The organism is Parasphingorhabdus sp. (assembly GCF_039982395.1).
Taxonomy (GTDB): Bacteria; Pseudomonadota; Alphaproteobacteria; order Sphingomonadales; family Sphingomonadaceae; genus Parasphingorhabdus.
Window position 1 is genome coordinate 423,253 of the sequence record NZ_JBDWYO010000003.1, and the last position, 22,099, is coordinate 445,351.

Consider the following 22,099-nt stretch of genomic DNA (forward strand, 5'->3'; position numbering starts at 1 on the left):
GCCTAACAAAAAAGCGGAAAATTAGACCTTTGATTCCCCCGACCTTTCCGCTTAATGCTATCCGCTTCTATGGCTGATCGTTCCAAACTTGATGACTTGAAAGACGTGCTTGGCGGCACGGCGCGTGCGCTCGCCCAAGCCCCGGATCTGGAACTAGCCTATACAGCCGAAGCCCCATCACAATCCGGCGAACATCTCAAAGTGCCGATGCCCGCGCGTGACCTACCGCCAGCGCAAGTAGCCGAGGCCAGAGGCTTTGCTGACAGCTTCTCTTTGAAATTACGCCACCATGATGAAGCGACGCATCGAAAGAATGCGCCGCAAGAAACCATTGCCCGCGCCTGCTTCGATGCCCTTGAACAGGTGCGGACCGACGCACTGGGATCGCGCAGCATGTCCGGTGCCAAGGACAATCTAAACTCCGCGCTGGAAATGCGGATGCGATCTGACCCCATTGCCCGCGCCCAAAATCGGGATGAAGTGCCGATTTCGACCGCCCTCGCCCTGCTGGCGCGAGAGAAGCTGACAGGACAAGCACCGCCAGCGGGAACGATCAAGGGGCTCGACATGCTCCGCGACTGGATCGAGGAAGGCGCCGGCGCTGATCTGGACGGCCTCAATCTGACGCTTGATGATCAGCAGAGCTTTGCAAAATTATCGACGCAGTTGCTGCAACATCTGGACCTGATCAAAAGCGACGATGAATCCGAAGCCGAAGACAGCGAAGACGATAGCGAAGACGAGAGTGACGACAGCCAGGATGACGGCGCCGATGAAGAGGCGACCGGCGATCAAGGCGAATCCGAAATGCGCTCAGAGCCATCCGATGACGAGTCTCAGGACGGCGAAAGCGAACAAAACGCCGAAGAGCTGGAAGAAGGCGCGGAAGAGGAAATGGGGGATGCCGGCGACGATGGCATGATGCCCGTGCGTCCCAACCGGGCCATGTCCGACCTGCCCCCGGGTTTCAACTATGCGCCCTGGACCGAGAAATATGATGAAGTCGTCAGCGCCACCGAGCTTTGCGATGAAGAAGAACTGGCGCGCCTTCGCGCTTTCCTCGACCAGCAGTTGACCAATTTGCAGGGCGCTGTGACCAAGCTTGCCAACCGTCTGCAACGCCGTCTGATGGCGCAGCAAAATCGCAGCTGGGACTTCGATCAGGAAGAAGGCATGCTAGACGCCGCCCGCCTTGCCCGCGTGGTCAGCAATCCTTCGCACAGCCTGTCCTACAAGATCGAGCGCGAAACCGATTTCCGCGACACCGTCGTAACCTTGTTGATCGACAACAGTGGATCGATGCGCGGACGGCCGATTTCCATCGCGGCCATATCCGCTGACATCATGGCCCGCACGCTGGAACGCTGTGGAGTCAAAACCGAAATCCTCGGCTTCACCACGCGCGCCTGGAAAGGCGGCCAGACCCGCGAGGATTGGCTCGCCGCAGATCGTCCGGCCAATCCCGGACGGCTCAACGACTTGCGTCATATCGTCTATAAAAAGGCGGATGAGCCTTGGCGCCACGCCAAGAAAAATCTCGGGCTGATGATGCGAGAAGGATTACTCAAGGAAAATATCGACGGCGAGGCTCTGCTTTGGGCCCATAGCAGGTTGATCGCACGCCCAGAAGAACGCCGCATCCTGATGGTGATTTCCGATGGCGCGCCGGTTGATGACAGCACTTTGTCGGTCAACCATGGCGCCTATCTGGAGAACCATCTCCGCAAGGTGATCGAATGGATCGAAAGCCGATCGCCGGTGCAATTGGTCGCCATCGGCATCGGCCATGACGTGACCCGTTACTACAAGAAAGCCGTGACGATAATGGATGCCGAGCAATTGGGCGGAACGATGGTCGAGCAACTCGCCGGATTATTTGATGAGGATTGAGTGAATGAACGTAACCGAAGCCGTGACCTCTCGCCGTTCCGTTCGCCAGTTTCTTGACAAGCCGGTCGACAGAACCACCCTCGAACGGGTGCTGGAAACCGCACAACGCGCCCCTTCCGGCGGCAACACCCAGCCCTGGAATGCGGTCCTTGTCACAGGCGACGAGCTGACCCGGATCACCGACTCGATAAAGGCCAAAGCGGCGACAGCGCCCATGGGTGAAAATGCAGAATATGCGATTTACCCCAAAGACCTGGACGGCCGCTATGAAGAACAGCGTCGAGCCGTTGGCAGGGAGATGTTCAACAGCGTCGGTCTGGAGCGTGGGGACAGCGCCGGTCGCATAGCGCAAATGGCACAGAACTGGGACAGCTTCGGCGCGCCGGTGCAATTGTTCACTTATACCAAGAAATATATGGGGCCGCCGCAATGGTCAGACATTGGCATGTGGCTACAAACCGTCATGTTACTGTTACGCGAAGAAGGCCTCGATAGCTGCGCTCAAGAAATCTGGGCCATGTACGGCACCCATATGCGTAAATTGCTGGACCTTGGTGACGACTATATTTTCTTTTGTGGCATGGCCATCGGATATCGGGACCCTGATGCTCCGATCAACAGTTTTGAAGTGCCACGTGTTGCGATTGACGACGCCATAAAGTTACGTGGTTTTTAACCGGTAAAGCCTCTGAATATCAGGGGAAACCTCAATATTTGTCCCGGAATGTGACAATGATCACCCAATCCTGCGCCGGAGTCGATAATTTACTATCCAAGACTCGGAAAAAGCGGCTAACAGTGGGAATTGTAGCAGTGTTTTGGGTCGCGACAAGCATTGCACAAGTCTGAGGGGGCTTGTCAGTGCGCAATTTTTGTTGGGGAAAAAACGTGCACCGGACCAAGATCGGCACATCATTATTGGCACTAGCATTGGCATCCAGTCCAATGGCGGCATTTGCCCAAGGTACGCCAGTATCATTACGTGACAGCTTTGCGATCGGAAGCAGCGAAGGCATATTATGCCAAGTGCAAGATCGCAGCATCGAGAATAAGGCAAAGGCAGATATGTTCGACCGCAGTTGGGCGGTTGTTTGCCGCGACTCTGCAAGACCGGTTGGTTTTATATATGCATCGCGATCATCGGAGCAGGATCTCCTGACCCGTATTTCACCTTTTCGCAGCGATCCTGTTACCTGTAACGGCAATCAGGGGCCAGCGACACTGGATGGTTTTCGGCTCACCGAATGCACGCTTACAGAAGAACCGGTCGCTTATTCTCAAATTCTAGGTCGCCAGGATGGCACCTCCTATATCGCCGAAGGCTTGGCGGCCTATGACAGCGCGACCTTGTTGGCGCTCAAGTCGGTTTTGAATGACACGATCGTCGAAGGCAAAATTGATGTCGCCTCGACGTCGGTAGAGGATCCTTTTGCTTTTGCTCGCGTGCAGGCCGCAACGCTCAAGCCAAGCCAGGCTCTGGCAGAGGGCTATCGGCGAAACCTCAGCGGGAATTATGCGGAAGCAGCCGCCTTTTTCGAAACGCTGCAACAACGCACCTCCGGTATGAAAGGAGAAGATATCAACCCTGATGAATATCTGATCAATCGTGCCTTGCAAAAATCCAATCTCGGTGAACTTGCGGAAGCGGATGACCTCTTCAAACAAGCTCGCGCGCTAGACAGCCAAGATCCCGTGACAGAGCGGCTGCAAAGAAATTTTGAAGCGATGCACCTGCTAAATCAGGGGCTTTTGAATTCTGCCATCGATCGGATCAACACACCGCTCAAGACATCGCTAGAAAAGCAGATCGCGTTGTCGGAACGTTTGGAAATCACAGCTCCGATTTCCACGAGGATCAATGGCAGCGTCAGAACTCGCAGTTTGCTTGGCTTTGTCGACGAAACAAAATTGAGTGCGGAAGAGCGCGCCGAAATTATCGATGCGCAAGCCTTGCAACTCTTGGGCACCGCGCAACGCTTGAAAGGTGATCGAAAAACTGCGCAAACATCGCTTATCTCATCCTATAACCGCGCTGTAGCCGTTCGGGACGGCCGGGTTACGTCAATAACCCGTCTAAGAGCGCAAACATTGGCTGAATTGGCTTTGATTGCAGAAGCCGAAGGCCGCAATGATGACGCACAGCAATTGCTGCGCGACGGGCTAGATTTGCTCAGCTTGCAATATCCCGAAACAAGAGCCGTAAACGGTGCGAAAGCTCGTCTCGCAGCTTTTCTGCTGCGTCAAGGACAAGAATCCGAAGCACGCCGTCTTTATGCGGAGGTTATTGACAGTTCATTGGGCAAGCGCAGCGCGATTTCGGGCATGGCAAACCAGCTTGCACCCTATTTTAAACTGCTTGCCGCCGATGAGACTGGCCACAGTCAATTTTTCAAAGCTTCCCAGATATTGGTTCGCCCCGGGGTCGCCGAAACCCAGGCTGTTCTGTCTCGTGAATTGAGCGGCGGCACCGATGAAGCCTCTCGCTTGTTCCGGCAGTCCACCAATCTTGCCCGTAACATTGAACGTTTACGGATCCGTTTCTCCGCTTTGGGTAGAGTGAAGCAGAGCGCCGCGGTCAGCAAACAGAGCAACGATCTGGCTGCAGAAATAGAAGAACTGGAAAAAAGCCAACAGTTTACCCAGGTCAAGCTTGCTGAATTTCCGCAATATAGAGCGGTCGCGGATCGTTTCTTGAGCCTCAGCGAGCTCCGCGGGACAATGCAGCCGACAGAAGCCTATATGCGCATGGCGATCGTCGGCGGCGATATTTTCATGTTCTATGCCGATCAGTCCGAAGCAAAAACCTATCGGGTACCGCTCAAGGATTCCGGGCTCGACCAAACAGTTGATACTATCCGCGCATCAATTTCGGTTTTCGAGAACGGACAATATGTCACCTATCCTTTCGACATCGAAGCGGCCCGCTCCTTATATTCCGATCTTTTTGCCCCGGTTTCTGACAAGCTGGCAAGCAAGAGCCATCTGATATTCGAACCCGATGGAGCGATGCTACGCTTGCCAATCAACCTGCTCGTTGCCGATGATGCATCGGTGGCGGAATATCTGGACAGGGCAAAAGCGATCGATGGCGACCCCTTTGATTTTGCCGGCGTCAAATGGCTTGGTAAAGACCTCGAGGTCAGCACGGCTGTCTCTGCAAGGGCCTTCGCCGACGCGCGTCAGGCCCAGCAGTCCAAGGCCTCGCGCCAATATTTGGGACTTGGCAAAAATGTGCCGATTGCGGCCAATACCAAAGTCGCCAGAACCCGTGGTGGCGGTCAGAATGCGAACGCCAATTGCCAATGGCCGCTGAGCCAGTGGAATAGCCCGATATCCGATAGCGAATTGCATGCGGCCCAGAAACTAATCGGCGCAGACAGTTCGGATGTCATCACCGGAGCGGCCTTTACGGACAACTCGATTTTGTCGAATAACAATATCAGCGATTATCGGATCCTGCACTTTGCCACGCATGGATTGGTCACCGCACCCAGCCCGTCTTGCCCCGCTAAGCCAGCTCTGTTGACGTCTTTTGGAGAAAACGGATCGGATGGCCTGTTGGCATTTGATGAAATTTTTGACCTCAAACTCGATGCCGATATCGTCATTCTCTCTGCCTGCGACACAGCTGGCAAAGCCAGTATTGCAGTCACCCGCGAAGCTGGTGTTAGCAGCGGTGGCGGAACGGCTCTGGATGGCCTCGTCCGCTCATTTATCGGAGCGGGTGGTCGGTCGGTGCTAGCCAGTCACTGGCCTGCACCGGATGATTTTCGTGCCACAGAACGGCTGATAAACGGACTGTTCAGCGGCGGTAGAGGGCTTTCGATTACGGGAGCTCTAAGAAACTCACAGCTCGAATTGATGGATGATCCGGAAACGTCACATCCTTATTACTGGGCAGGCTTTGCCTTGATCGGTGACGGTGCCAGACCATTTTTGCCAGGCGACAAGATCCCGGCAACCGCCAGCACTACCGCTGCTCCGCCGACATCAACTGAAGCCGCGTTGAAATAGTGACGCAGACGGTTGCTCAGACTGACCCGGTTAAAAATAACCGTGATGTCAAAGAAGGCGCAAAAGGGGTGATGCAGTCCTTGCGCCGTCTGTTCGAGCAACTGGGCCCAATCCGCATCGCATCGACTGTCTTGTTCATGATCCTTGCGCTACTAGTCGCGCGGTTCAGCTGGACAACACCGTTGATCCAAGAAGCTGAGCGCGCATTGTACGACTTGCGCGCATCGGTGTTCGCGCCGGAAATCGAAAAAGACGAAAATATCGTCATGATCGTCTATAACGAAGATACGCTAAAACTGACGGGGCAACGGTCGCCGGTTGACCGGACAATCTTGGCACAGGCGCTTGAGACAATCGATGCTGCAGGCCCTAAGTCGATCGGAATAGATATTCTGTTCACCATGCCACAAGACGATGATGACTTGCTCATTTCTGCCTTCAAGAGCATGAAAACGCCTACTTTTCTAGCCTATGCAGACCCAGTGGAAAATCCAGAAATTGCGTTTGCCGAACATGAATTTTTGCAGCAGTTTTTTGAAGACGCGCGCAGCGAGAATATCCAGCCGACCAATATCAAGTTGGACACCGATAGCGATGGCGTGCAGCGTCGATGGACGCCACACCGGCCGGGCGCGCCCCCGTTCATGGCAATTGCACTGACAGCTCCGAACCCGAAATTTGCCGAGAATAATGGCGCGATCCGTTATCACGTCCCTGCAGAAACCGATGTTCCGGTGTTCGACAAATTTCCGATCGAAAGCTTCGCTGACCCGGCAATCGCCGACATGCTTGGTTCTTTCATTGCCGGCAAACATGTGCTCATCGGCGGCGATTTTATCGACCGCGATCGTTTTGAAACCCCGATCGGCGGATTGGCCGACATCAAAGGGGATGATGGCAAGATGATCGGGCTGGAAGTGCACGCGCATATGCTTGCGCAGTTGCTTAACGACGACCTCCCAGCCCCCGTTCCCAATTGGTCGCTTTGGATTGGCGCCCTGATCGTGGCAATTTGTGGTGGCTTGTCGGCCTTGATCATCGGAAATGCCTGGAAAGTTGGCCTGGTGCTCATCGGCCAGTTTGCATTTTTTCTGATTTTTCCCTTTCTATTGCAAAATACTGGTGTGGACACGCTTTCGCTACCTGCATTTGGCTGGGGGGTAGGATGGTTGTTTGGCTATGCTTCTGTCGGATCGGCAGCGCGTACCATCAATTCAAAACAGCGGGCTTTTGCGCAGAGCGCTTTGGGTAAATATCTGCCAAAATCCATTGCTAGTGAAATTCTGAAGGATCCAGAGAAACTGGCATTGCATGGCGAAAAGCGGAAAATATTCGCGGTGTTTACCGATCTCGAAGGTTTTACCAAATTGACCCATGCAATCGAACCGGAGATGGTCGCAACCTTGCTGAACGATTATCTGGATCGATTGAGCGAAGTGGCACTGCAATATGGCGGAACCATCGATAAATTTGTCGGCGACGCGCTGGTCACATTCTGGGGCGCTCCGATCTCCTATCCCGATGATGGCGAACGCGCAGCCCGTGCGGCATATGCTCTATATCTGGCAGGCGAAGATTTTCGCAAAAATGTTCCGGAAGGCTTACCGCCCATCGGTCGAACGCGGGTGGGCATGCATTATGGTGATGCCATTGTTGGTAATTTTGGCGGCGAAGGCCGGATACAATATACCGCCCTCGGCGATGCGATGAACACCGCCGCACGATTGGAAGCGGCCAATAAGGCGCTGGACACCAAAGTATTGGTGAGCCGGGAAGCCATGGAGCGAACCGGTCTTGACTGGTACCGCCCGATGGGCAAGATCACGCTGCGCGGTCGCTCTACGCCGGTAGAAGTATTTGAACCTATTCCCGACTGGGAAGAAAAAGATCGCGATGCAGTGACGGCAGTCATAGCAGCCCATGAATCAGGTGATATTGCTTCTGTTCAGACACTGGATGCTATGATCACGCATCATGGCGAGGATCTAGGCCTCGCGAATTTGCTCAAACGACTGAAAAAGACAAAAAATGGAGAAAGCTATGCACTTGGATAAGAACAATCAGGCAAGATCCTCAACCATCATGCCCCGCGTTGCGAAAGCGGCGCTTGGCACGCTTTTGCTTTTAGGCACCGGCAGCGTTGCAATGGCGCAGAATATGGTTGTGCGTTCAACCGGACCCTCTGCCAGCAGCTATCCGGCCGGCAAAAAAATGGCGAATGATGCAAAAGTCACGCTAAAGGCTCAGGATAAAGTCACGGTCCTGACCAGATCAGGAACGCGCATCCTAAAAGGCCCGGGCGTATTTTCGCTTGCGCAAGGCAGCAGATCCGCATCGAGCGCATCGCGCCGGCTTTCAAGCTTCATCAGCAATCGGGGAAGCAGTCGGGCGAGAACCGGAGCGGTCCGTGCTGCCGTTAGCACCGCCGTAAAAACGCCGAGCAATCCAAATCTTTGGTATCTCGATGTCAACAAAGGCGGAAAATTCTGTGTCGCGGATGCCAACGCGCTTGTCGTCTGGCGGCCCGATTATACCGGATCGGCAACGGCATCGATTGTCGAACCAGCCAATGGCAACGTAACCGAAATCGCGTGGCGCAAAGGCAGCGCGCTCAAAGCGTGGCCGAAGGATGTTCTGCCGGTTACCGATGGCAAGAGCTACCGTTTGCTGGGATCAAGCGTTCAGCAATCGGTTGAAGTGAATTTTGTGGTCTTGCAAAATAAGCCGACCGACCTTGATGACGCAGCATCGATGCTAATCGAAAGCGGTTGCGATGGTCAGTTGGATCTGTTGGTGGAAACGTTGAATATGAACAATGAGAATCCAACAACTGACGGTTAACATTTGAATATATTCTGCCGTCCGGAATGAGGGCTAGACGGCAGAATCAATAAACGATGATATATTGGGTCGCGCAAAGCATCATCGCAAAACGGGGATAAACATGTCGCTAGCGCGGACGACAATCAAATTCACTGCTGTGGCGACAAGCTGCGCCATATTTTCAACAAGCCTGCCGGCCTGGGGACAGACTTCTGTTGCCGCGCCGACACGGGAGGAAATTCAACGCGGGGTCGTTGATGAGGCTCTGAAAGGCCAGGCACAGACGTTGTCGGTAGACGGAAACATCGAACGTTCCGCCTGCCCGCTCGCTGGACCAGAATTTACCGATATCCGGTTCACCCTGAAAAATGTCGATTTTTCGGGACTGTTGTCGGTTGATGCTGGATCCCTGTCATCATCCTATGCAGATTATGTAGGCAAAGACGTGCCTGTTTCGATCGTTTGCGATATCCGGGACCGGGCCGCCACCATCTTGCGGAGCCAAGGCTATTTGGCTGCCGTCCAAGTGCCGCCACAAACCATAGATGAAGGCACAGTGCGCTTCGATGTACTGATGGCGCGCATGACTGCCGTCCAAGTCCGGGGCAATGCCGGACCATCCGAAGGCCTGTTGCAGAAATATATCCAGAAACTCGCCGATCAGGAAGTTTTCAATATCAACGTAGCAGACCGGTATCTGTTGCTTGCGCGTGACATACCAGGATTGGATGTCCGTCTTTCGCTGCGCCCGGTTTCAGCCGAATCCGGTGGACAACCTGGCGAAGTGGTTGGCGAATTCAACGTTGTTCGCACGCCAATTTACGCCGATATCAACATCCAGAATTTTGGATCCGAGGAAGTTGGCCGCTTCGGTGGCTTGGCGCGGCTCCGGTTCAACGGCCTCACCGGAATGGGTGATGAAACCATCATCAGTGGCTATTCAACATCCGATTTCAAAGAACAGCAGGTTCTGCAAGCCAGCCATGAATTCCGGGTTGGTGGCGAAGGTTTGAAACTCGGTGCCAATTTCACCTATGCCTGGACCAAACCGGAACTGGCTGGCGGATTTGATGTCCGGTCCGAAACGCTGGTGGCTGGCGCTTATGCGAACTATCCCTTTGTCCGCAAACAATCGCGCAATATTTTTGGGACCATCGGTCTCGATTATATCGACCAACGCACCGACATCCTGGGCGTCCGCACCAATGAAGACCGGTTGAGCATTGCTTATGCGCGGATGGATTTTAACCAGATTGATCCTGAAAGCATTTCCGGCCGGGGCGATTATTCCGCTTTCGAACCCAAATGGGGCATTGGCGGCTCGCTAGAATTGCGTCAGGGCCTGAACATATTGGGCGCCAGCCAGGGGTGTGGCCCGGCCTTTGTCAACTGCATTGGCCAGACCGTTTTTCCAACGCGGGCTGATGGCGACCCGACGGCCTTTGTCGTCCGAGGACAAGCCAAAATCGACTATCGACCCACGCCGTTACTGGCATTCACCCTGAAGCCGCGGCTACAATATTCGCCAGACGCCTTGTTTTCCTATGAAGAGATTTCCGGCGGCAACTATACCACCGGCCGTGGTTATGATCCCGGAACCATTATCGGCGACAGCGGCTATGGTTTGCAGACCGAAGTTAGCTACGGCTCGTTGATTCCTGACACGCCCAATGGTGTTGCGATCCAACCCTATTTGTTTTTTGACCTGATGGGAGTCTGGAACAAGAATATTCCGGGTGATCCACAGAAGCTCTATTCCGCTGGCGGCGGGTTCCGCGCCACCATCGGCCAGCAAGCCAATCTCGACTTGACCACCGTCGTACCGTTAAAACGCTCGGCCTTCCAGACCCGCAGAGATAGCGCGCGCGTCTTGCTATCGCTGACCGTCCAGCTTGCCCCGTGGAAGCGTAGATAATGACCGAATTTTTCAACCCGAGACCAGCCGCTGTTGAATCAAGGACAGAATCATGACCAGAAGACTGCAAAGCGAAAGTCAGGAAAAAGGTTTGAAAACAGGCAGCAAAATGCGCTGGCGGTCCAGCGGTTCCATAGCCGCAGCGGCGTTCCTGCTGGCCTCCGCGCCACAAGCTGCGAAGGCTCAGTCCTTGCTGCGCGCGCCCAATATGATGGTCGAGAACGCGCCACACAATCGCGCGCCGGATTTCCATGCCCGTGACGTTAGAATAACATCGCCGCTAAACCCTGTTGCAGGGAATAATGTCCGGATTTCCGCGCCGATCACTCCTTTGCCGGTCAATGATGTGCCGATCAGCGCACCCGCTGCCCAACCCGACTTCAATCCACGCAATTTGAGAATATCCAACCCGGCTGCCCCAATTCCATCACAGGACATCCGGATCAGCAGCCCGGTTTCGCTGCCTGCCGCCTATCAACCGCATACACCCAGCGAGCAATTCAACCCCAGCGAAATTAGAATCTCGGCACCTTCACCAATTGATCTGGAGAATATCAGGATCAACGCGCCAGTTCCCGGTCTGGTTCAGGCTCAGGCCGGTCCAACGGCCAGTGGACATGCTGTCAACGCCAACCCGGTTTTCACATCCGGCGCCGGTGCCTTCACGCCAGGAGGGGTAGTCTCTAGCATTTCTGGACTGACGGGTCAGACTATCATTGACTGGACTCTCGTCGATCAGAGCGGAACGGGCGCCATCTCGTTCCTGCCCGATGGCAATACTCTCGCATTTTCTGGTGGTATTGGCTTCACAGTGCTTAACCGTATCGTGCCGACTGATTTGACTCGTGGAATCCGTTTTGATGGGAATGTCACAAGTACGGTACCGGATTTTTCCAATCCGCTGGCGGTTATTCCACGGCAAGGCGGGAATGTCTGGTTCTACAGTCCTGGCGGCATTGTCGTGGGAGGAAATGCGCGTTTTGATGTTGGCAGTCTCGTGCTCACAACCAACGCCATCAATGTAGCCGGCGGATTGTTCGGACCCTCAGGCGAGATACGGTTTGAAGGCAGCGCAGCAAGCGGAGCCGTTACAATAGAGCCGTTTTTGGCGGGGAGTCCGGGTACCGAGCAGATCAATGCCAATAATTTCGGCGGCGAAGCCTATGTCGCGCTTGTGGCACCGCGCGTTGTGCAAGGTGGGAATGTCGACGTAGATGGCTCTGTTGCGTATGTTGGAGCGGAACAGGCGAACCTGACCATCAACAGTGGCCTTTTTGATATTTCAATAGGCGTAGGTACAGACGATTCAAACGGGGTGGTTCACACGGGCACCACAACCGGCAATTCGGCTGTGCCGACCCCTGACGATCCTGGGACAAACAATACGAACGAAACTCGGAATAACCTGCGAGCAACATATTTGGTTTCGCTTGCCAAAAACACGGCTGTCACCATGCTGGTTGGCGGCGACATTGGTTACAGGCCCGCCACCAATGCAAATATTGTCAACGGCAAGGTTATTCTGAGCGCCGGATTCGATGTGGAGGTTGGTTCCAATGTCAACAATCGCACGGTTGAATTTGCTAGTGATCCCACCAACACCAACTCGTCCAACATTCAATTTACCGGTGGCACATTCAATTCTGATATCGAAGCTTTTGCGAGCGACAGCATTAGCGCGGTTGTCAATGGAAACTCGGCGATTAACTTAAACACGGGCGCTGTTGGATATGATTTCAATTTAAACGCGATCAATCAAATTGACTTTGGTGGTACGGCCGGCGGTCGGATATCCGCAGACGGCGACGTGACGCTCCGCGCAGGAACCAACACCCAAGGCGGCACCATCAATATCTTTGTAGATCGCGATACCGCTGACGTGGACGCCTTGGGCCGTATCGTGGTGGGTGGAGACCTCACTGTTGATGCCGGAACAATGGGTCTCGATGACTTCTTCATAGTTCGGAACAATGGCAATACCGGTATCGGGCAAGATGCTGTTAGCGGTGATATTAACATCACTGTTGCTGACGGCGGTAGACTGCAAGTTGATGGGAACGCAGAATTCCTGACCGATGCGCAGGGCGGCAAAGGCGAAATATTAAATGGCTTTGCGCAGTCCGGAGATATTTCTGTCACGATGACAGGCGCAGCGAGTTCGATCAACATTGCCGGCGATGTGGAATTTGATGCCGAGGTGCGACCAGCCAATGACGGCAAAATCGGAGGCAATGGTATTGGCCGCGAAGGCAATGACAGTGTTGGCGGCGATATCAACGTGGATATTCAGGACGGAAGCCTGTCCATTGGAGGACGGACCGACATTATCGCCGCTGTTTTCGCTTCGGGCGGGGCAAGCCCTTCGATCGTTCAAAGCAATGATGCGACAGCGGGTGACATTTCGATAAATTTTGCCGGCGGCACTCATAATATTGGCGAGTTGAATGTCAGTACGCGGTCCTTTGGCGGCGGCGGATTTGATGAGAATGGGGACCCGATCAGAGGATTAGCGACAGGCCCCAATGTCGATTTTCTGATCGACAATGCTACCGTGAATATTGGGACAAATTTTGATTTTTCATTGGACGTATCAGCAAATGCTGACCCGAATGAGCTTGGCACTTTTACCTTTGATATAATCAATGGCGGCACGTTGGATGTGAACGGCAGCCTAACGATAAATACGATTGGTATCGGTGAAGACAATATCTTGAATGTCACCGGTGGTTCGACATTGGATGTCCAAAACACCCTTTCACTGGACGGCTCTTCAACCGGCATATTCACCGCCAGTGGATTTACAACTCCCACACAGAATACAACCGGCGATATCATCATCAATGTCGACAATAGCAATTTCAACTTCGGTCAATTGCGTCTGGATACGACGATCCTCCGGGATAATAGTGGCGGCGCGGAAATTAGCTCTGGTGCGATAGAGATTAATGCAACCAACAATGCAGTTCTAACGGGCGGCAGTATTACCATTGACGGCAATGCAAATAACGAATCCAATGGCGGAGCGGCAAGGGCATCGGATGTTCTGATCAACGTGAATAACAGCAGCCTGGCATTGACCGGTGACATTGATATCGATGCCAATGGCCAAGGCAACAACAACAGCGATGCCGCTGCGCTCGAGCGTGGGGAAGGTGTTGGTGGCGCAATAGAGTTCCGACTGACCGGAGCCGCGGCATCGATTCAAGTGGACGATATCCGCGCTGATGCCGATGGGCGAGTGGTACAACCATTTATTGGAGAAGCGCAGGCCGCGCCCGCGCCGCCCCTTTTTGATGGGTTAGAAATTGCCCCTGATGCTGACGGAACAGCTGGATTGGGCTCGGCGGGTTCGATCACTGTTAACATAAATTCGGGCACTTTTGCGGCGGACATTGTTCAATTCGGAGCCGACGGATCCGGTGGAGATGGATATGCCGGTTATTACACCCCTTCTGCCGTCCCGCTGAATGGCGGTGACGGCGTCGGCGGTGATGTCACGTTCAACCTAAACGGCGGCAATACCACAATGAACACGCTTAGCGTGACAGCCGATGGCATCGGCGGCGATGGCGGCGGCGGGCGAGCATATGATGGCACAGTAGCAGGCGATGGTGGCGCCGGTTTCGGTGGCAATGCGACATTTAATGCGATTGATGGTACTTTGACGGTGACCAATACATTGACCGTTTCAGCGAACGGCAATGCTCCGTATAGCGGAGGTCGCGGCGGTTACGGATCCGGGACAGATGGCGGTGACGGTGGATCAGGAACCGGCGGCACCGCTACGTTCAATCTGGATGGTACATCCACAGTCTCAACAGGAAATGTGGTAGTCAGTACCGATGGTTTTGGCGGTGATGCTGGAAGCTCGTTCGACGATGGTGCCACGCCGGCCGGTGTTGGCGGTACCGGAGGCAATGGGACTGGCGGTGATGCCGTCTTTAACAACACAACTGGTACAATAAGCTTTGGTCAGCTTTCTGTGCAATCTGTTGGAACCGGCGGTAATGGCGGAAGCAACAGCGCATCCACGGGCGGGGCCATAACAAACGGAGGAGATGGTGGCAGCGGATCGGGCGGCAATGCGACGATCAATCTGAATCAAGACGACCTGACCAACCCGTTATATATTGTTGATGCTAGCGCAACCGGTGGTCGCGGCGGCGGCGGCTTAAACGGCGGAGCCGGCGGTGATGCGACCGCAGGCTTGGCAACGATAAACATCAATGATGCCAATGTAAGCCTTGATGATCCAGAAATCAGAGCCAATGCGGTTGGCGGTAACGGTGGCTATTCGAACGGAATTAACGGCAATGGTGGCAATGGCGGTAGCGCAATGGGCGGTACAGCCAGGCTGCAGGTAACGGGCGACAATGGAAGCATCGATCTAAGCTTCATTACACAAGAAGCCAATGCAACTGGAGGGAATGGGGAAAGCGGCTATGGCAGCTTCGGTAGCTATAATGGCGGCAATGGTGGCAATGGTGGTAACGCAAACGGCGGCACAGTAGAATTGCTCGCTCGTACGGGAGGAACCATTGATATCTCCGGCAGTACGTTCTCCATGACAAGCACTGGGACAGGCGGGAATGCGGGAGATGGCGGTTATTCTTATGACTTAAGTTCAGGTGATGGTGGCAGTGGCGGTGATGGCACTGGCGGTGTCGGCCGGCTTCTAGCTCAAGGCGGTACGCTGATAGGCGACGATATCACCATTACAACTGCAGGCACGGGCGGTGATGGCGGAATGGCTGGCAACGTTGGCTATTATTCCGCACCTACGGCGGATCCTGGCGAAGATGGCGTCGGCGGCAATGGAACAGGCGGCACCGGCTTAGTCGAAGTCCAGGAAGGCAGTCCCGGCATTGTTAGTTTTAACGACGTCCTGATTGAATCTAACGGAACAGGCGGCGGAGGCCCGCTCGTTGGCGTTGGGGCTGGTGGCAGAATTGAAATCACCGACACATCCACTGACCCCGCTGGACTAATCTCGCTCAACAGCCTGACGGTGAATGCGTTTGATACAAACCTTGGGACCGGTATTGGCTCCCCATCTTCGGTTTTGGGTGGATTTTTTGTCAGCGGTGACAGCGGCGTGATTGACGTGGCAGGCGACCTAACGGTCAATGTCGCAGGAGATATCAACTACACATTTGATGGCGATGGCCAGATGGTGGTGGGTGGCAATGCTGATCTGATTGCTGGGCAAAATATTTTTGTTTCCCACACCAACAATGCAACTTTGGTCAATTCAATTGACGTTACTGGCACATTTGACGCCAATGCTGGGCTTGATTTCAACAGCATGGATGGGTCGCTGATTAATGCAGGCGAAACAGTCACTGTGCGCGCTGAACGCAATGCTACCATTGCAGACATAGTCGGCGTCGGGGCCGTGGATCTATCCGCTTTGCAAAATGTCACCGTCACCAATGCCGCTGTCACAGGCGTACCTTTTGTGTTTACCGGCGGTGCAGGCTCGATAGTGACGGGCCCCACACTTACTATCAACGCCGGTTATGACCCAACGCCAACCCCAACCCCAGTTTACGATCCGAGCTTTGGCGCAACCATCGATGGTAATGTAACTTCAACAGGACGTATTTTTGTAAACGCTGGCGGCAATGCCAGATTCGTGAGCGGAAGCAGCACTGTATCGGACAATGGACTGTCTGTTCGAACCGGCGATGACATCATAGTCGAATCTGGCGCGAGTGTCGTTGCCGGAGCCAATGCGGCCACGACGCCAAGTGCCGTTAACCCATTCCCCAATGCAAATAACTTGTTCCTCAGAGCAGGCGATCTAGCCGCTGATCTGATCTCGACTACCCTAACACCCTTTGCATCAATCGTTGCCGCCGGCGACATCAACGCCAATGATTTCGCGGTCGTGATGTCAGCCAATGCCATTGATGGGCTTGGCGGCACGATCACCGCCAATTCGCTTTTGGCGGATATCAATGACGCGCCCGCCAATGGAGCCACCCAATTTGATGACAACGGCCTGCTCAGCGCACAATGTGTGCAAGGCAACGCCTGTTTCGGCGCGATCAATGCGACGAATCTCGTCCATATTGGCCAGAACAGCAACAATGATGTGATACAAGGGATCGTCGAGAGCGGTTCTGTCACGGCCAATGAAATATTGGTGACCACGCGCCGTGACATCATCATGGGAACCGATGGTATCGCCACTGTTCTGAACGCGTCGAATGTTTTGGCCTTGCAAAGCACGGAAGGCGATGTCGATCTGGCCCAGGTTTCCGCCGCAAGCGACGCGATTACCATTCAAGCCGCTGGCAGTCTATTGGGTTCAGCAGCCCTCAACAGCACCAATGATATTGGCATCACGGTCGGAGCCGATATCAATGCCGCCTCGATCACGACCGGCGGTCAGCTAACCACCGTTGCCCTCGTCGGCGGCGGGACGGAGAGCCTCTACACGGTTCCGGGCAGCATCAATATCGGCGCCTATACCCAAGGCGCGGCCCAACGGTTCCGCGTCGAGGCGGGCAATGATATCAGCTTCGGTTCGATCAGTGCGCCAGGGCGCTCGGTTCAGCTGCTGGCGGCTCAGACCGGTCCCGGTGATGTTTTCTTGGGAACCTCAACGGGATCCAGCGACATATTCCTAAGCGGCGAAAATGCTGCCTTCACCGACCTGAATGCCAGTTCCAGCGTGATAAGTCGCATTGATATATTGGCGACCAATGGCGATGTGAGTGGTGGTGACGCGGTCACAACAAATATATTGGATATCGAGGCCATTGGCGGTGACGTAAATGTTGGAGATTTATCCGGCGGCAACAATAACATCACTTTGGATGCCACCGGCAATATTGCTGTGAATGAGATCACCGGCAGTGGATCATTGACCACTACCTCTGGCGTGACTGGTGATTTCAACTTCAATGATGTCAGCGCGTTTAGCATTAGCGTGAACGCAGCCAATGTTCTCGGGAACAACATTGAATCATTAGGGGTAACCGGCGGCGCGCCCAATAATTTGCAGATCAATGCCACAGGTGATCTCACACTGGGCACAGCCACATCAACGGACGTTATGGACCTGACCGTCGGAGGAGCGCTGACAGCGGACACGCTGACCTCCAATTTCCTGACCACGATTTCAGCCGGGTCTATTGATGTCACCAGCCTCGTTTCTGATCAATTGGGCACCATAACCGCAACAGCCGGTGATCTCGACATTGAGACGTTAGCCGGCAATGTCAGCTTGCGTCTGGAATCACAAAATGGCGACATCAACATCCAGACGGCAAACACGGTCTCTGATTTCAATGCTACTGCCGACAATGGTTCGATCAACTTCACCGACATCAACGCGCGCGGAATCGGTCTAACCGCTGGAGCGGACATAACCGGCAATTCCCTCACCGCGAATGGAGCCGGCGCCAATAGAAACATAAACCTGACATCGGGCGGTACAGCAGACATTGGCTTGTTATCAGCGCTAGAAATAGTCGATGTCGATGCCGCAACCGCAATTTTTGGCAACATCACAGGCAATTCACTTGTTCGTATCGAAGCCGACGACATCACCACCGGCGACACTACATCCAGTGGTGCTGTTTTATTGACCGCTTTTGATGGCAGCGTATCAACGGGCGCGCTCTCCGGCACTTCTGTTCAAGCTCTCTCCACAGGCGGCGACGTTTCAACCGGTGAAGTGACAGGGACATCAATTCTTGCACGTGCCCTGGATGGCAATATTTCAACAGGCGATTTGACCGCCTCCGGCGGCGGCGCGAGCGATGTCAACGTGAACGCGGGCGGCACAGTGAACTTCGGTACGATCACCGCCGACCGTCTGGTCGACGTGAACGGCACCGTGATTACCGGTAGTGCCATCAGCGCCGGCGCTTTCGTTGATATCGATGGCACCGATGTTACGGTTGGAGACGTAACCGCAGTCGACAATCTGACCATTGATGCGACTGCCGGCAGCGTAACAACCGGCGCACTCAATGCGGGCTTGAGCATCGTCGTGAACGCCAGTGACAGCTTCGAAATCGCTTCTGCAGCAAATGGCAATACGACGGCACTGCGCTTAACCGCGACAAATGGTTCAGGCAATGTCGGGAATGTAAGCTCGCTCGCATCCATCGCCCTTGTTACCGGCACCAATCTGACCACTGGTGTCCTTGATGCCGCAACAGATATCACCGTGACTTCGGGCGGCACGCCGACGGTCGCCAACGCTATCAGCGGCGGCAACACCAGCATTACCGGTCAATCGGTGGCGCTCAACAACGGCACTATCGACGGCAATCTGACGCTTAATGCCACGGCTGGCAATGTCGATGGCAGCGGTTCTGTCACCGTCGGAGGTGCCATTGACCTGGACGCAACCGGCGATGTCGGATTTGGTTCGCTCGCAGCCAATGGGGGTACATTCACAGCTGATGCTGGCGGGGACATAAACTTCACCAGCGCGACAAGCTCCAGCGACATCAATATGACTGCGGTAGGTGCCATCAACGGCGGTGATCTTAGCGCCGCCGACGCTTTGAGCCTGACGGGCGGCAATATCGTCATCGGCGATGCCAGCGCGACGGACCTCAGCATCACCAGTGATACCGATATTCTGTTTAACTCCCTGGCTTCACCCAACGCGATTGCGCTGAGCGCGGTCAATGGAATCATTGGCGCGAACACCGGCCCTGGTGATATCGACAGCGACAGCGACGTAGATCTAACCGCACAGGCCATTGCAATCGGCAATGTCACCTCTGGCGGATCGGTTACCGCGGACGCAACGGCCGGAGATGCAAGCTTTGGCACCATAGATGCGACCAATGATATCACCATCGCGGCGACCGGCACACCAACGATCGCCAACGCGATCAGCGGCGGCAACACCAGCATTACCGGTCAATCGGTGGCGCTCAACAACGGCACTATCGACGGCAATCTGACACTCAATGCAACAGCAGGTGATGTCGATGTCGTTGGTGCTGTAACGGTTGGCGGAGCGATCGATCTAGACGCTACCGGCAATGTCGACTTTGACGATCTCAATGCTCAGGGCGGTGCGTTCACCGTTGATGCTGGCGGGAATATAAGCTTCACCGCCGCAGCTAGCTCTGGCGCCATGGCGATGAGCGCGGATGGCGGGATATTGGGCGAAACTGTAACATCAGATCTTACGGGTTCCTTTGTCGCTCGCTTTGGTTTGACGCTGGATAGCGCGATCATCACCGAGGCAGCCTCCTTTGATGGCGCTAACGTCACCTTGGGTGATGTGTCGGCAGGCAGCATCAGCATTACCGGTGGTGATATTGATGTTCAAAATGCAGCGGGTGGCGATGTCACCATCGATGGTGATGCAATTGCGATCGGCACAGCCACTGGTGATGACATTGATATTACCAGCAATGGGGCGATTGACTTTGGTCTTCTAAACGCGACCGGCAACGTTGGCATTGATGCAAATTTTGGAACCTTGACCGGTGGTGATATCGTCGGGAATGCCATATCGATTGATGCCAATCGCTCCGTGACATTGGGCGATGTGACCGGCGGCGCCAACGTGCGTATATCAGCTGTTGGTGCAACCAGCAATCTGACGGCCGGAACCATCGACAGTGCAACCAACATCGACCTCCGTGTCGGCGGCGCCTTGATCGCTGATACCGCCATAGCCCAACAAACCGGTCAGGGATCGGTTCGTATCGACGCGAATAACGGTATCGAGCTCAACACCGTGTCCGGCAATGAAGTCGATCTCTTTGCCGCCAATGGCGCCATCGCTGTCCGCACGGATATCGATGTCAGCGGAGATATTCAGGCCTTTGGCGAAGATGTCCTGCTGCGCTCAACAAATGATCTAAATGCCCGCGCACAGGCAACCGCAGGCAATGTTGACATCTCTACCGTCGGCAACCTCAATGTTCGCGGCGCAGATGCTACCGGCGATATCACTCTGGCGAGTACCAGCGGATCGGCAACGATCAGCGATACATTTACGAGACCATCCGGAGGCAGCGCATTGCCCGGGTCGGGCGGTGGTGTCTCTGCTCAGGCCATCAGTTCCAGCGGCGGCAATATTACGATCACCGCGGCCACCGATGCAATTGTCGCAAGCGCGACAACCGCAGCGGCCAACCTATCCATCACAGCTGGAAATCTGGTCGACATACAAGCCCAGGCAACGGGAACAGATATCCAGATACTCGGTGGCGACATCAATATCGCCAGCACCGCCCAGTTGGGCACATCCGATCTGACGCAGGACATCCTGATTTCCAACGACGGCACCAGCCAGTTTGTCCTTGGTGGTACCGGAACAGCCAGCAGTTTCAGCCTGGATGCCGATGAATTTACCCGGATAAGAAGCGGCGGCGACCTTACGTTGACTGCCTTGGGCACCGGCACTGGCAATGTTGATTTGCTCGTGCAGGACCTGAATGCGACCGTTGCGACCGGCACGGGCGCTGCAAGCGGCGGCAATATAGGCACCGATGGAGGCTTGTTCCTCGAAGCGGAAAATGATGTCCGCATCGATGGTGCACTGACGCTATCCAATGCGAGCAGCGACAACCTTCTAGCGATTGATGCGGGCAACGATATTCGGATCAATGCAAATGGAGGCAATTTGCGTAGCGAAGATGCGAGTGGCAACATTGCAGGCGCAATGGAGCTCTCAGCGTTCACTATCACTGCTGCAACCGATGCAGCCGCTGCCGATATATTGGGCTTGAATGCGGCAGATGCTGACACGAGACTTGCCAATAATGATGGCATCACTTTGGCGGATGGCTTCTTCCAGGCAGACAGTCTGACATTCACTGTCGATACTGGCCTGTTCATTCAAAACACCGCCGACGGTACAGACTTTGATGACCGGCGCGGCTTTGTCGCCAACACGCTTACTATCAATGGCCCAACATCTGGGACCATCGGCATTGTCGCAAACGGAGTGCTTGCAGGGAATACAGGTATTGCCGCAATAGCACCGACCACAATCAATACCGCTGCTGCTGTTGGATCGACCATCAATGGTTGCATTATCGCAAACCCGGCGAGTTGCGCGCCAACCCCGACACCAACTCCAACTCCAACTCCAACTCCAACTCCAACGCCTACCCCAACCCCAACCCCTACTCCTACTCCTACCCCAACTCCTACCCCAACTCCAACTCCAACGCCTACTCCTGAGCCGGTGCTTGGCGATTCAGTTCAGGACGTGATTGAAGAAGAGGTAACTCCTGAAGAATATACCGCAGACCCGTTTGCAACCAACCTCATCGAGATCAAAGAGAATGAGGAATTGGCCGACGAACCATTGATCGACGAACCGGTGACGGGCGCGGGCAATGACGACCTGTGGGTCAGCGAAGCAGAAGACGAGGAAGAAGAAGAAGAAGAGCTCGAGCCGGCGGAATAATAGCAGCCTACAATTGATCTGTTGACCTTTTGCGCGGAAAGCCATTAGGC

At 54.6% G+C, this 22,099-nt stretch carries 7 protein-coding genes; all 7 read left to right on the forward strand.

The annotated features are described in order from the left end of the window. Nucleotides 1-69 precede the first annotated feature (69 nt). Nucleotides 70-1,890 (forward strand): cobaltochelatase subunit CobT, encoded by a 1,821-nt coding sequence (cobT, locus tag ABJV08_RS08690; protein WP_348041014.1) that lies wholly within the window; start codon nucleotides 70-72, stop codon nucleotides 1,888-1,890. A 4-nt stretch (nucleotides 1,891-1,894) separates the two neighbouring features. After that, entirely contained in the window at nucleotides 1,895-2,566 is a 672-nt protein-coding gene (locus ABJV08_RS08695) for a nitroreductase (RefSeq protein ID WP_348041016.1), read from the forward strand. Between the two features lie 269 nt (nucleotides 2,567-2,835). Beyond that, entirely contained in the window at nucleotides 2,836-5,904 is a 3,069-nt protein-coding gene (locus tag ABJV08_RS08700) for a CHAT domain-containing protein (RefSeq protein ID WP_348041018.1), read from the forward strand. Continuing rightward, on the forward strand, nucleotides 5,904-7,958 hold the full coding sequence (locus tag ABJV08_RS08705) for an adenylate/guanylate cyclase domain-containing protein (protein WP_348041020.1): 2,055 nt from the start codon (nucleotides 5,904-5,906) through the stop codon (nucleotides 7,956-7,958). Before ABJV08_RS08700 ends, ABJV08_RS08705 begins: the two co-directional genes overlap by 1 nt. A 28-nt stretch (nucleotides 7,959-7,986) precedes the next feature. After that, complete coding sequence (locus tag ABJV08_RS08710) at nucleotides 7,987-8,745, forward strand: hypothetical protein (protein ID WP_348041022.1); 759 nt, start codon at nucleotides 7,987-7,989, stop codon at nucleotides 8,743-8,745. A gap of 103 nt (nucleotides 8,746-8,848) precedes the next feature. Beyond that, on the forward strand, nucleotides 8,849-10,642 hold the full coding sequence (locus ABJV08_RS08715; protein WP_348041024.1) for a ShlB/FhaC/HecB family hemolysin secretion/activation protein: 1,794 nt from the start codon (nucleotides 8,849-8,851) through the stop codon (nucleotides 10,640-10,642). A 52-nt stretch (nucleotides 10,643-10,694) separates the two neighbouring features. Then, nucleotides 10,695-22,049, forward strand: coding sequence for a hypothetical protein (locus tag ABJV08_RS08720; RefSeq protein WP_348041026.1), 11,355 nt, complete (start codon nucleotides 10,695-10,697; stop codon nucleotides 22,047-22,049). Nucleotides 22,050-22,099 lie beyond the last annotated feature (50 nt).